This window comes from Daejeonella oryzae DSM 19973, from assembly GCF_000422945.1.
Lineage (GTDB): Bacteria > Bacteroidota > Bacteroidia > Sphingobacteriales > Sphingobacteriaceae > Daejeonella > Daejeonella oryzae.
Genome location: NZ_KE383964.1, coordinates 155,642 through 169,478 on the forward strand (window position 1 = coordinate 155,642; position 13,837 = coordinate 169,478).

Below are 13,837 nucleotides of genomic sequence, written 5' to 3' on the forward strand. Positions count from 1 at the left end.
GTATAAAATAACTATATTCAAAATTTAATTTAACCGATTATAAACGTCTAAACAGGATAACAAAAATGGCTGATAACACTTATGATGCAATTGTAATAGGATCTGGAATTAGCGGCGGATGGGCAGCTAAAGAACTTACCGAAAGAGGATTGAAAACAATCATGCTTGAGCGTGGACGGGATGTTGAGCATATTAAAGATTATGTAAATGCGAATAAGCATCCATGGGATTTTCCCCATCGTGGCGGCCGTACGCAGGAAATGATCAAAAATTACCCGGTTTTAAAAAGAGATTATCCGCTGAACGAAACCAACCTTGAATTTTGGGCCAACGAAAAAGATAGCCCATATTCTGAAGTAAAACGGTTCGACTGGTTCAGAGGTTATCAGGTTGGCGGCAGATCATTAATGTGGGGCCGTCAAAGCTATCGCCTGGGTGATATCGATTTTGAAGCGAACGCAAAAGATGGGATTGCGGTTGACTGGCCAATTCGTTACAAAGATCTTGAAAAGTGGTACAGCCATGTTGAAAAATTTGCCGGCATCAGCGGTTCCCGTGATGGAATTAAACATCTTCCGGATGGCGACTATTTGCCACCAATGGATATGAATGTGGTTGAGAAAGATGTGGCGGCCAGAATTAAAGCTCACTATAAAGGTGATCGCCATATGATTATGGGACGTGTAGCTAATATTACAAAGCCTTTGCAAAACAGAACAAACTGTCAGTATCGTAATAAATGCTGGCTGGGTTGTCCGTTCGGAGCATATTTTAGCACTCAGTCTTCTACCTTACCGGCTGCAGTTGCAACAGGCAATCTTACTTTAAGGCCTTTTTCTATTGTGACCCGAATCCTGTATGATAAGGACACCAAAAAGGCAACAGGAGTTGAAGTTATGGATGCCGAGACAAATAAAACGTATGAATATTATGCAAAAGTAGTTTTTGTGTGTGCTTCTACTTTAAACTCTACCTGGATTCTGATGAACTCGGCTACCGATGTATGGGATGGCGGATTAGGAAGCAGCAGCGGCGAATTGGGACATAACCTGATGGATCACCATTTCAGGGCAGGAGCCTCAGGCGAAGCTGAAGGTTATGATGATAAATATTATTATGGCCGTCGCCCTAACGGGATTTATATTCCAAGATTTAGAAATCTGGATGGAGAGAAGCGGGATTATATTCGTGGTTTTGGTTACCAGGGATCTGCCAGCCGGGATGGATGGGGTCGTGAAATAGCCGAAATGAATATTGGAGGTGATTTTAAAGATGCTTTATGTGAACCTGGTAATTGGAAAGTAGGAATTACCGGTTTTGGAGAAACGTTACCGTATCATGAGAATAAAATAACCCTTGACAAAACTAAAAAAGATAAGTGGGGACTAAATATTTTATCTATCGATTGCGAAATAAAAGATAACGAATTGAAAATGCGCAAAGATATGATGAACGACGGGAAAGAAATGCTGGAAATTGCGGGATTAAAAAACGTAACCACTTACGATGCCGGATATACCATGGGCATGGGAATTCATGAAATGGGTACTGCACGTATGGGAAGAGATCCTAAAACTTCGGTATTGAATGGCAATAACCAGGTTTGGGATGCTACCAATGTGTATGTTACAGACGGCTCTGCAATGACTTCGGCTGCCTGTCAAAATCCTTCATTAACCTATATGGCCATGACTGCCAGGGCAGTAGATCATGCAGTTAATGAATTGAAAAAAGGAAATATTTAATACGAACCTAACAAGATTTGATATATTATCATGGATAGAAGAGAAGCCATCACAAAAGTAGGCTGGTTACTTGGAGGTACCATAATTGGTGCCAACCTTTTTCTGGAAATTGGATGTACGCCAACTCCGGAAAAAGTAAAAGTAAATGCCTTGTTTAACCAGGATCAGGTTACTTTATTAAATGAAATGGGCGAAACCATACTGCCCGCTACCAGTACTCCTGGTGCAAAAGAAGCAAATGTTGGAGCATTTATGGCCGTAATGGTTCAGGATTGCTATACCAAAAGAGATCAGAAGATTTTTCTGGAAGGTTTAGAAAGACTGGATGAGCAATGCCGTAAAGAAAACGGTAAAGCATTTATGGACTGCACGCCTGAGCAACGCACCTCATTTTTCACTAAAGTGGATATAAAACAAAAAGCATACATGAAGAATAAAACTCCGGAACAACCTTCACATTATTTCCGGATGATTAAAGAATTAACGCTGTTAGGATTTTTTACATCTGAAGTAGGCGCCACCAAGGCACTACGTTACATTGCTATTCCAGGAAAATATGATGGAGATATGCCTTATAAAAAAGGCGATCATGCCTGGGCAACCTAAAATTTTTGAAACTCATTTAAATAATTAATCACGACTAAACATTAGTATATGTCTGAAAATAAAACTTCAAGAAGAGATTTTGTTAAAACCGCAGCAATAGCCGCAGCAGGATTTATGATTGTTCCACGCCATGTTTTAGGCGGTAAAGGTTTTCTGGCTCCCAGCGATAAGCTGTATATAGCGGGAATTGGAGTAGGTGGTAAAGGACAATCCGATCTGACAAGTTTTATGAAGGGAGGCAAGGCAAATATTTCAATGTTATGTGATGTGGATGACCGCCGTGCCGCTGCTTCCAGAAAGAATTTCCCTAAGGCTAAATATTACCAGGATTGGCGGGAACTTTTTGAAAAAGAATCGAAAAACTTCGATGCAGTTTCCATTGCTACCCCGGATCATAATCATGCTGTGATTACTATGGCTGCCATGCAAATGGGAAAACACGTATATGTTCAGAAGCCTTTAACCCATGATATTTACGAAGCCCGTATGCTGACTGAAGGGGCAAAAAAATACAGGGTTGTAACACAAATGGGAAACCAGGGCGCTTCCGGCGATGGAGTAAGACAACTGAGAGAATGGTATAACAACGGGGTAATAGGAGATGTTCATACGGTTTATTGCTGGACAGATCGGCCGGTTTGGCCACAGGGGATTCCGTGGCCAGCTAAAAAGGCCGAAATCCCGGCAGGATTGAACTGGGATTTATGGCTGGGAACAGCTCCTGAAAAAGATTACATTGATAAATTAGTACCCTTTAACTGGCGTGGCTGGTGGGATTACGGCACAGGTGCCCTGGGCGATATGGCATGTCATTTAGTAGAAGCACCATTCAGAGTTTTAGGCTTGAATTATCCTACACAAGTTGAAGCAAGTGTTGGAAGCGTGTATGTGGATGAATTTAAAAGAGGATATTTTCCAGAAAGTTGTCCTCCTTCTTCTCACGCAATTATGACCTTTGAAAGTAAAACTGCAGGTGGAAAGCCCATTAAGCTTCATTGGATGGATGGCGGAATACAGCCTGAAAGGCCCGAAGAACTAGGTCCGAATGAAAGAATGGGAGACGGCGGAAACGGCGTTATTTTCATCGGTACCAAAGGTAAAATGATGTGCAGTACGTATGGCCGCGATCCTAAATTGCTTCCATTATCCCGTACAAATGAGGTGAAATTTAAAGGCAGCATTCCCCTTGTTCCGGGTGGCGAAGATGGCCATTATACCGAATGGGTAGAGGCTGCAATTGCCGGATATGGAAAAAAGGAATTAAGTTCTGATTTCTCTATTGCAGGCCCGCTCACCGAAACAGTTTTAATGGGTAATCTTGCTATTCGCGGATTTGATATACGCAAAGCAAATAGCGGAAACGGATTCTCTTATCCCGGCCGATATATTCAATTATTGTGGGATGGACCGAATATGAAAGTGACGAATTTTGATGACGCTAACCAATTTGTAAAACGGGAATACAGAAAAGGCTGGAGCCTGGGAGTTTAAACTATGATAGCAATGATGCTGACTTTGTCTGATTTAATAAAAATCTGATTTAGTCAGCGTTTTTTTTGAACTGAACTATAAAACTTATTGAACCAGTAAGTTACAGCCCCTTATGTCGCTGTTATCAAAGCGTCCTAAAATTTCAAAAGTTCCGTCGGGTAAAAGCTTGCCCAGATCCTGCGTGGCAATAAATGAACAGGAATTAAGATTGGCCAGATCAATTATATTGATTCCTCCCGTTTGTTCGTATTTTAATAACTCAAGCGGATCATTTGTATCACGAACTAAAACCTGCATCCATGGCGGACAATGGAAAATTCCACCTCCTTTTGAATAAGCCTGTGAAAGTAGCTCCGTCATGCCGTATTCCGAATGAATTGAAGGAACGCCAAATCCGTTGCACAAAATTTCGTGAAGTTCTTCCCTGATCATCTCCTTGCGTTTTCCTTTCATTCCTCCGGTTTCCATTACAATTAACTCAGGGAATTCCAGATAGTGACTTTCAGCAAAATCAAGCAATGCGTACGTAACCCCGATTAATAATGTCCGGGTTCTGGTTGATTTAAATTCAAATAAAGTTTCTGCAAGTTTTTGGTGATCGTAAAGAAAATACCCGCTTTTTGGATGACCGCTTTGTTGGATCAGATCATCAACCATAAAAATTAAAGATGATCCTTCACGCTCCTGATATGAGGGTAGCAATGCCAGTATAACATACTCCTCTATATTCCCATAAAAAGATTCGAAAGCTTTTAAATAGCTGTTTCTATAGATGGAAAGGTTTGTTACATGATGATTGCTTTGAACAGAACCCGTAGTTCCTGAACTGCTGAAAGTACATTCAATTTGTTCGAGATTTGAAAGAATAGTATGCGTTTTGAAGAATTCTATTGGCAAAAAAGGGATTTCAGAAACTGAATGAATCTCTTCAGGATTGATGCCCAGATTTTTTACAAAATCTGAATAAATCTGACAATGAACAGCCTGAAATTTAAAAACTTCAAGAGCCAATTGCCCAAATTGCTCGTTATTTGAAATTGAAAAAAGTCGATCTGAAGAAATTCCGTTCACGCTCTAAAGATACAATTCCGGTTTTAGCAATATTTAAATTGTTGACGGTTTTATAAAAGCAAGTCGTAAATAATATCCCGAAAGAGCAGAGAACCCCGCTGCTAAACCGCCAATGATTCCTGTAATCAGTAAAACAATAATCCAGTTAAAAGATGATTGCGGAAGCATTAGTAACTGGCCCACACGGTTAGCCAGCAGATTTTCATTAGGGATGCTTTCTAATAATCCCATTAAAATCCATAAAAGAAAAATGGCGCCGAATGCGGATGTAAACGCATTGCGTCCGCTGGTTGCTTTCCAGTAAGACATACCTATTGCAATTGGTGCAATAATCCACCATGGAAGAAAGAATTGCAAAACAAGTGAAATGATGAAAATGAGTATAAAAAGCATGGAATGTAATATTAAAGGATTCGTTTAATGATTGCTTGCTGTTAAGGTATTTTATTTATTATAAATCAATGCTATTCTTTCTCCATTTTCCAGGTTGAAATAATTCTGTTTGAATTTTCATTTTTTGATTTTAAGTAGAGCAGTTCATTTAATTTGCCATTTCCCCAGGTGCTGATCATATCATCATAATAAAAACTTCCCGGATTTCCTGATTCGCCTCCCGGATATACTCCGTAAGCTTTTACGTTTTTACCCAGTGCAACAATCATTCTCCAGGATGGTCCGTTGGTTTCATTCATGGCATTTACAGAAGTTTTAGAACCGCCGTTGTTTATGAAAGCTGAATTAAAACCTGCAATTTTTGCCAGATGAGGTACATAACTATGTTTTACATTTCCCCACTGCCAGTCTTTATCCATCGGCCCAAATTTTCTCTCCAGGCTGTCAACCGCAAATTTAAATGAAGCTAAAATCACATCTTCACGAGTTTCTTTAGAGGGTGTATTGATATTGTCAAACCATTTGGAATTGGGTTCATTTAATAATATTTCTACCGTACGGTCGCGGGATGGATAACGCATCGGTACATTTTCTACAGTAAAATCATCACTCCATATCTGATTGATCAGTTCTTTCTGCCAGATTTCGAAAATACTTGCTCCTATTTGATCTGCATCGAAAAATTTATTCCATTTACTAACGATGTCGAAGCTTTGCTGCTGGCTTGCATTTAACTTTTGGGTATTAACCGAGCTCGACAATAGAGGTAAAATATTCTCTGCCAGAATGCTGTAGTTATCATTTTGTAAACTTCTTAAACTATCTACTGTAGCGTTTGTCATAACCGTGAGCCTGCTGTTAATACGTTTAGAGCGCTCATATCCGCTGAATTCCCAATTGATGTAATACGGATAAGATGGATCTGTAGAAAACTGGTTGGCGGAACTAACAAAATTTCTCGGCGGATTTTTTACAGTAGGATTTTGCTCGGCAGGAATGCGACCGTTCCAGTCATTTACCGGATCGCTTCCATCCATCAAAAATTTGCCGTGATTTTTCCATTTTAAAGGGAAGTAACCATTTGCGGTAATGCCAATATCACCTTCCATACTTGCAAAAACAAAGTTTTGTGCAGGTGCGGTATAATACTTTAACGCCTGGCGGTAGTCGTCGTAATTTTTAGCCCTGTTAAGCATGTAAAATGTTCGCGTGTCATTTGAAGCATCATGAGCAATCCATCTTAAAGCATGTCCTGCCGGGATGTTTGAAGCCTTTCCAAATTTTTCAGGTTTCTGGTTATCCAGGTAAACTACCGGCCCGTGATGTGTGTAATATACCGTATCAATAATATTTTTTGAACCACTTACCGCGATATTTTCAATTCTGATTTTTACCGGATTCCACTTGTTATTATACCAGTATTCTTTTTTAGAATCGTCCTTAAACTTAATTTGATACCAATCCAGAACATCAGCTCCTACATTCGTTACTCCCCATGCTACCTGCTGATTAAATCCGATAATTACTCCGGGTGCTCCCGGAATAGAAACTCCGCAAACATTCATGTCATTTGAAATAAGCTGAATCTGATACCAGATAGCCGGTAAAGTTAAATCAAGATGCGGATCATTGGCCAGCATAGGAGAACCTGTAGAAGTTTTTGATCCGGCTAAGGCCCAGTTATTACTTCCGATACCTTCTTTAATCTGACGGGTTTTAATATTATATGAGATTTTAGGATTAACAGTTACAGCCGGTTGCTGTTGAACGGCTACAGGCTTAAAATTCCATTTTGTTCCCTGAGGGATTATGGGGCTTTCGCGAAATGGATAATCAGGAAATAAGTCATTAACAACCTCCGGACCGAATTTATTAAGGATGTTGCTCATGTAAAATTCATTAGATCCGCCTGCAAGTGTTGCCGACATTAATTTTAAAAGCAATGCAGAATTAACCGGATTCCAGTTCTCCGGCTTATAATTCAGAAGTTTAAATTCTATGGGATAATCTTCAGGATTTAATGAGGCGATATATGCATTTACACCTGCAGTATAGGCATCCATCGTTTCCTGGATCTGCTTATCTTTCTTCATTTCCCTGACCATATTTTCTGCACCAAACATCATTCCCATACGTCTTTGATACCGGTCCAGTTCAATAGCTTTCGGACCCACTACTTCAGAAAGTCTCCCAGAGGCAAAACGGGTTTGAAAATCCATTTGCCACAAACGGTCTTTGGCGGTCATATATCCCTGCGCATAATACAGATCGTAATTATTATCAGCAAAAATATGCGGGATCATCTGATCATCGAACCTGATTTCTACATTTCCTTTTAAACCCGATAGAGTGATGTCTTTTTGCTTGTCAACTTTTTTCTCTTCCGCGTTTTTCCAGAATCCATGGAAAGGATCAAGAAATTTTCCGAGAGGAGGGATGTCGCCCAGTTTAATATTTAAGGTAATAACTAAAGCCAGGGCAAACAGCAGAGAAAAAATTGCTTTAAAAAATTTCATCGGTGTAATTATATCAGGGTCTAAATATGTAAAAATTCATGGCCTTCCCCAAATGTTGTTTGTGAGAATTGAAGATATGGAACAGTTAATTTGCTCAAATGAAGTTTATTTTACTTCAAATTTTATTATGCATGCATTAAATTAAAAATCACTTTGCTTAAAATAAAATTAATACTAAGTTTATGACATAAAAATCACAGTAACCACCTTAACCAACTAAAATCGAATTTATGTGTAAAATTTTTACCCGTTTAGCCAGTATTCTGCTCGTTATCCTCTTATCAGGATCAATGGTGTTTGCGCAAACAACCATTTCGGGTACAGTCACAGATCAGGCTACAAAAGAGAGTCTGGCGGGCGTTGCCATCACAGTGAAAGGTAAATCTATAGGAACTTCTACTAATGAAAACGGCAGGTTTTCATTTACGACCTCAGAAAAAACTCCTTTTACAATTGTTGTAAGTTATTTAGGATATAAATCTGTTGAGCAATTGGTAACAGGTTCAGCCTCAAACCTGGCAATCTCTTTAGAAAGCCAGTCTATTTTAGGGCAGGAAGTGGTAGTTGCAGCGTCACGTACTCCGGAGAGAATATTAGAATCGCCGGTTTCTATTGAGCGTGTTGGAGCACAGGCTGTTCGCGAATCTGCGGCCCCGTCATTTTATGATGGTTTAACAAACTTAAAAGGTGTTGAAACCAGTGCCCAGAGTTTAACATTCAGATCTATTAACACCCGTGGTTTTAACGCAAACGGAAACGTTCGTTTCAATCAGTATGTTGACGGTATGGACAATCAGGCTCCTGGTTTGAACTTTGCCGTTGGTAACATTGTAGGTATTTCAGACCTTGATGTTGAAAGTGCCGAATTATTACCGGGTGCTTCCTCTGCCTTATACGGTGCGGGTGGTACAAACGGTACTTTGATATTAACCTCAAAAAGTCCATTCACTTATCCTGGTTTAAGCATGAGCTTCAAACAGGGTTTAAATCATGTGGATGACTACCAACGGAATCAGACCGGATTTGAAGATATGTCATTCCGTTATGCCAAATCATGGAACAATAAATTTGCATTCAAAGTAAACGTTTCTTACCTGCAAGCAAAAGATTGGGAAGGACAGGATTATTCTAATTTTAACCGTGCCGCAAATACTGCAAAAGCAGGTGACCGTGCATCAGATCCAAGATATGATGGCGTAAACGTTTATGGTGATGAACCGAACGCAGCTTATCCTACTTTAAGTAATGTTGCTCAGCAAGTTCAGGCTCAAACCCGTGCTGGAATTTTAGCCGCAACATCAAATACAGTGGATATTGTTGCCGCTTTAAATGCTTTTTTACCTGCAAATGCAAGTGCAGCGCAAATTGGGGCATTCGTCGGTAGTTTACCAGCGCAACTGAGACCCACAGTAACTAATTTGATTCCGTTCTATTTTGGATTAAGAAATAATGTTTTGCCAAACCAGTCTGTAACCCGTACTGGATATGCAGAAAAAGATCTGGTTGATTACAATACTCAATCGTTTAAAACATTAAGTTCTGTTCATTATAAATTTAACGATAAAGTTGAAGCCGTTTTGCAGGCAAACTGGGGTGCAGGAACTTCTGTTTATACAGGTTCTGACCGCTACTCACTGCGTAATTTCAACTTAGGGCAATATAAAGCTGAGATTAAAGGAAGTGATTTCTTTTTAAGGGCTTACACAACTCAGGAGCGTTCCGGAGAAGCATACAATGCTACTTTACTGGGTACTTATATTAATGAGTATACTAATCCATCAACCCCATCTGCAGCCGGGCCAGGCTGGTTTGCAGAATATACCGCGGTATATTCACAAGCACGTTTATCAGGAGCTACAGAAGATCAGGCTAATGTTGCAGCCCGTCAGTATGCTGACAGAAACCGTGCTTTGCCGGGAACGCAGAGATTCGAAGCTGTTAAAAAAGATGTTGCTTCAAGAACTATCGGTCCTGCCGGCGGAGCCAAATTCAATGATAAAACCAATATGAATCATTTTGAAGGAATGTATAATTTATCCAATGCATTCAATAATGTGGTTGAGTTTCAGGTAGGAAGTTCTTACCGTCGTTATGATCTTCGTTCTGACGGAACCATATTTGACGATCTTGGTAAAAAATTAACTATTGATGAATACGGTGGTTTTGCTCAGTTAGGCAAGAAATTGCTTAATGACAAATTAAAATTAACTACAGCGGTACGTTATGATAAGAATGAAAACTTCGAAGGTCGTTTTACTCCAAGAATTTCGGGAGTATTTACTGTAGCACCAAACAATAACATTCGTGCATCTTACCAAAGCGGATTCAGAAATCCAACTACACAAAACCAATACATTGATCTTTTAGTTGGAGGTAGCAGTGGTACCCGTTTAATTGGAGGCCTGCCATCATTACTGGATAAATACAACCTGAAATCAAATCCGGGTTACACATTGGCAAGCGTGCGTGCCGGAGCTCCTGAGAAATATGCATTTGAGCGTGATTTCAGACCGGAAAGTGTAAACGCTTATGAAGTAGGTTATAAAGGTTTATTGGGAAGTAATTTACTTCTTGATGCTTATTATTACTTTAATACGTACAAGGATTTTATTTCTTCTATTATTATTCTTCAAACAGAGAACGGACAGTTGCCAAGTGCAAGCAATCCGGCAAAAACATTCTCTACTACTGTGAATAATCCTGAGGAAGTTAAATCTCAGGGAGCTGCTTTAGGTTTAGATTATGTTTATGGTAAATTTAACCTGAGCGGTAACGTTTCTTATAATAAATTACAGGAAAATAACAGCGCTTTAGAAAGCGAATTCAACACTCCTGAATACCGTTTCAATATCGGCTTATCTAATCGTGAAGTAATTAAAAATGTAGGTTTTAATGCGGTTTACAGATGGCAGGATAAATTTATGTGGTCTTCAACTTTTGCAGCCGGCGAAGTGCCTGCTTTCGGAACTGTTGATGCACAGGTTAGTGTTAAAATCCCGACGTATAAATCAACCTTAAAAGTTGGTGGTTCTAACCTTTTAAATAAGTATTACAGAACTTCTTTCGGTAACCCACAGATAGGCGGGATGTATTACGTTTCAATTCTGTTTGATCAGTTTATGAGATAGAATATCTTAAATAATTTGTTTAGATGTCCCGTTCTTCAAAAAAGAGCGGGACATTTTTTTTAATTTCTTCTCCTGTTTATTTATAGTAATATTCTTTACCTCTTTAAAAATTCAAATTATAATTTCGCATTCTTTAATATAAGGCTAACTTAGTGTTTATTTAACACCTTATTGATGAGATTAAAGACCATTTTATTTGCCATTTTTTGTGTTTTTTTTATTAATACAATTTCTGCTCAAATTCCTGAATTAGAGCGCATAGAGCCTGCCAACTGGTGGGTCGGAATGAAAAATCCAAAGCTTCAGCTGATTGTTCACGGAAACCGGATTTCTGACAGATCCGTTACCTTGAATTATCCCGGTGTTCGTTTGCTTGAAGTTCATAAAGTCGAAAACCCTAATTATTTATTCCTGGATCTGGAAATTAGTTCTGAAACAGTTCCGGGAACGTTCTCGATACTCTTTGAAAAGAAAAAATCAAAGACCTTGAAATATAAATATGAACTAAAAGCAAGAGAGCAATCAGATTGTAAATTTCAGGGCGTAACCAATAAAGATTTTATCTATTTGATTATGCCGGATCGTTTTTCTAACGGCGACAAATCCAATGATGTGGTTGCAGGGATGAAAGAAACTTCATTGAACCGAGACTCCATGTATCTTCGTCATGGCGGAGATTTAAAAGGAATTATTAACAACCTGGATTATCTGCAGGAACTTGGAGTTACAACCCTATGGTTAAATCCCGTTTTGGAAAATGATCAGCCAAAAACTTCCTATCATGGCTATGCCAACACAGAAAATTATAAGATCGACCGTCGATATGGTACAAACGCCTTATATAAAGAATTGGTAGATAAACTCCATCAACGTGGAATGAAAATGATAAAGGATCTGGTTCACAATCATGTTGGAAGTGAGCACTGGACCATAAAGGATCTGCCTTCAAAAAACTGGATACACCAATGGCCTGAGTTTACCCGTACCACTTATAAAGATCAGGTACTTTTTGATCCATACGCTTCAAAAAAAGATCGGTTAAGAATGACCGACGGATGGTTTGATCTCCATATGCCCGATGTAGATCAGTCTAATTTGTTCGTTCAGAACTATTTTACCCAAAGTCATATCTGGTGGATCGAATATGCCGGATTAGATGGATTCCGTTTAGATACCTATGCTTATAATGATCCTGCTTACATGGCAGATTGGGCAAAAGCCATTACATTAGAATATCCGAAATTTACATTCTTTGGTGAGACCTGGGTTCAGGGTTTGCCAAATCAAGCTTTCTTTACAGAAGGAAAAACGATCAATCAGGGATTTGATTCCGGCTTACAATCTGTAACTGATTTTCAGGCATTGTGGGGAATTAATGAAGCTCTTAACGGAAAGTTTGGATGGAATGATGGAGTAAATAAGCTCTATACAACAATTGCGAGTGATTTCATTTATAAAGATCCGACTAAATTAGTAGTGTTTTTAGATAACCATGATCTAGCCCGTTTCTATTCGGTTGTAGGTGAAGATTTCAATAAGTATAAATCCGGCATTGCCTGGCTATTAACTACACGCGGTATTCCCCAATTTTATTATGGTGATGAAATTCTGATGAAAGGATTTACAAATCCGGATGGTTTGGTGCGTTTAGATTTTAAAGGTGGCTGGTCTGGAGATAAAGAAAATAAATTCACAGCTGCCGGAAGAACAGAGCAGGAGAATGAAGCGTTTAATTATGTTAAGAAATTAGCAAATTACCGCAAAAACTCTACGGCCCTGCAAACCGGAAAATTAATGCAGTTTGTTCCCGAAGATGGAACTTATGTTTATTTCAGATATGATTCTTCTAAAACGGTTATGGTTGTGATGAACAGCAATGATAAAGAAATCAATTTGGCTGCAGACCGTTTTACTGAGCGACTTCAGGGTTTCTCAAAAGCAATAAATGTAATTACCGGTGAATCATTAAATACAATCAATAACTTTAAAGTTCCGGCAAAAACAACATCGGTTTTCGAATTAAAATAGAGAAGTATTTAATTTTATAGATCTCATTCTGTGGAAATGCTTAATCATATCAAATGATTAAGCAAAATCTGCACCTTATCCGGAGGATACGCCGGATTTTGTAAATACATAATCGTTAACAATAATTTTATGTCTCATATTAAAGCCTGCATTTTTGACCTTGACGGGGTTATCGTAGATACAGCAGTATACCATTTTAAAGCCTGGAAAAGACTGGCCAACGAGTTAGGTTTTGACTTTACAGAAGAGGATAACGAAAAGTTGAAAGGAATCAGCCGCACGCAGTCTTTAGAATTAATTTTAGGTTGGGGCGGAGTCTCCAAAACTGACGAACATAAATTGGAATTGGCCACGCTCAAAAATAAATGGTATGTAGAGATGATTGATGAGATGCATCCGGAAGAAATTTTGCCGGGCACCCGCGAATTTCTTGAATCAGTAAGGGATGCAGGTTATAAAACCGCTCTTGGTTCAGCCAGTAAAAATTCTGTTAAAATTCTGGAGAAAGTAAATCTCATTAATTTGTTCGATGTAATTGTAGACGGCAATGAGGTTACCGCGTCTAAACCTGATCCGCAGGTGTTTTTAGAAGGAGCCAGGGGATTAAATGTAAATCCGGATGAATGTGTAGTTTTTGAAGATGCCATTGCAGGCGTGGAAGCTGCTTTAGCAGCCGGAATGAAAGTGGTTGGCATTGGTTCGGCAGAAACATTAACAGGAGCTGATCTGGTAGTTAGCGGATTGGACAAGGTGAACTTAGAAACATTAAAAGGATTATAAAAAGTGCTAATCAATCTTGAGAATCTGAATTTCAATTTATCAGATTTGCTCAAAAGCTGGAAGGCCAATATTTAAATAC

Annotated in this window: 9 protein-coding genes; 6 read left to right on the plus strand and 3 right to left on the minus strand. The window is 39.0% G+C overall.

Going from position 1 to position 13,837, the window contains the following annotated elements; all coding sequences use genetic code 11:
* Positions 1-65: 65 nt before the first annotated feature.
* The 3 genes from G521_RS0113880 to G521_RS0113890 are packed head-to-tail and all read left to right on the plus strand — an operon-like array spanning position 66 to position 3,842.
* A complete protein-coding gene (locus G521_RS0113880) occupies positions 66-1,745 on the plus strand; it encodes a GMC oxidoreductase (protein ID WP_026899056.1) in 1,680 nt (559 codons plus the stop codon).
* 30 nt (positions 1,746-1,775) lie between these two features.
* Positions 1,776-2,351, plus strand: coding sequence for a gluconate 2-dehydrogenase subunit 3 family protein (locus G521_RS0113885; RefSeq protein WP_026899057.1), 576 nt, complete (start codon positions 1,776-1,778; stop codon positions 2,349-2,351).
* Positions 2,352-2,399: 48 nt separating this feature from the next.
* Complete coding sequence (locus G521_RS0113890; protein WP_026899058.1) at positions 2,400-3,842, plus strand: Gfo/Idh/MocA family protein; 1,443 nt, start codon at positions 2,400-2,402, stop codon at positions 3,840-3,842.
* A gap of 84 nt (positions 3,843-3,926) precedes the next feature.
* Here G521_RS0113890 and G521_RS0113895 read toward each other — a convergent pair whose 3' ends face one another.
* From G521_RS0113895 to G521_RS0113905, 3 genes are all read right to left on the minus strand, one after another.
* Positions 3,927-4,913 (minus strand): LuxE/PaaK family acyltransferase, encoded by a 987-nt coding sequence (locus tag G521_RS0113895; RefSeq protein WP_026899059.1) that lies wholly within the window; start codon positions 4,911-4,913, stop codon positions 3,927-3,929.
* Positions 4,914-4,946: 33 nt separating this feature from the next.
* Positions 4,947-5,306 (minus strand): hypothetical protein, encoded by a 360-nt coding sequence (locus tag G521_RS0113900; RefSeq protein WP_026899060.1) that lies wholly within the window; start codon positions 5,304-5,306, stop codon positions 4,947-4,949.
* Positions 5,307-5,377: 71 nt separating this feature from the next.
* Positions 5,378-7,822, minus strand: coding sequence for a penicillin acylase family protein (locus G521_RS0113905; RefSeq protein ID WP_026899061.1), 2,445 nt, complete (start codon positions 7,820-7,822; stop codon positions 5,378-5,380).
* A gap of 230 nt (positions 7,823-8,052) precedes the next feature.
* Here G521_RS0113905 and G521_RS0113910 point away from each other — a divergent pair, with 230 nt between their 5' ends.
* The 3 genes from G521_RS0113910 to pgmB all read left to right on the plus strand — a co-directional run bounded on the left by G521_RS0113910 (position 8,053) and on the right by pgmB (position 13,758).
* On the plus strand, positions 8,053-10,950 hold the full coding sequence (locus tag G521_RS0113910) for a TonB-dependent receptor (protein WP_036679421.1): 2,898 nt from the start codon (positions 8,053-8,055) through the stop codon (positions 10,948-10,950).
* Positions 10,951-11,124: 174 nt separating this feature from the next.
* Positions 11,125-12,978: a glycoside hydrolase family 13 protein gene (locus G521_RS0113915; protein WP_081675089.1), complete on the plus strand. Its 1,854-nt coding sequence runs from the start codon at positions 11,125-11,127 to the stop codon at positions 12,976-12,978.
* A 129-nt stretch (positions 12,979-13,107) separates the two neighbouring features.
* A complete protein-coding gene (pgmB, locus tag G521_RS0113920; RefSeq protein ID WP_026899064.1) occupies positions 13,108-13,758 on the plus strand; it encodes a beta-phosphoglucomutase in 651 nt (216 codons plus the stop codon).
* Positions 13,759-13,837 lie beyond the last annotated feature (79 nt).